At 66.7% G+C, this 597-nt stretch carries 1 protein-coding gene; it reads left to right on the top strand.

Annotated elements, in window-relative coordinates:
* The coding region (locus PV350_RS46945) for a hypothetical protein (protein ID WP_500339350.1) at positions 1-597 on the top strand (597 nt) is incomplete at both ends.

Raw genomic sequence — 597 nt, forward strand, 5'->3', positions numbered from 1 at the left:
GGATGCCACACCAGCGGTTGGCGGCGACGGCGGCGGTGTGGTGGATGATTCCGATGCCACGTTGGTGGACGGTGACCTGGGTATCGACGAGAAGAGAGTAGGGTCTGGCCAGGGTGCTGTGATAGGGCCTGATGGCGGGGTGAGGAAGGTTCTTGCCTGGCTGGACGGGCAAAGCAGTCACACCGATTCCTACAAGGCGGCGTTGCTGGACCCGGACAGCCGGTTCCCGGCCGTGGTCACCGCGAATCCCGTCACGATCCCGGCTGGCGTGCCCTTGCCGCCCGGTGAACGAGCCGCTGTTGAAGACCTGGTCGGCAGGTGGCTGTCCGGCGAGAAAAGTACTGCGGGCTGGACCTCCCGTGACTGGAACACTGTCGCGAGGGCCCGCCGTGCCGGTGAAGCGGCCGTGGCTACCGCCGTCTTGCGGGTAGTGGAAGCCCATAATCCTCATTCGTTCCGCCGCTACCGCACGGCGCTGGACCCGGCGCATGCCAGCGGCAACCCGCTACTGGTGGCCGGCAGGCTTTTGCGGGCCGACGACGACCTGATGGGACACCGGGGTATCGATGTCTTCGGCTTGGGATGGCGGGCGCTGTC

This window comes from Streptomyces sp. PA03-6a (assembly GCF_033792765.1).
Lineage (GTDB): Bacteria > Actinomycetota > Actinomycetes > Streptomycetales > Streptomycetaceae > Actinacidiphila.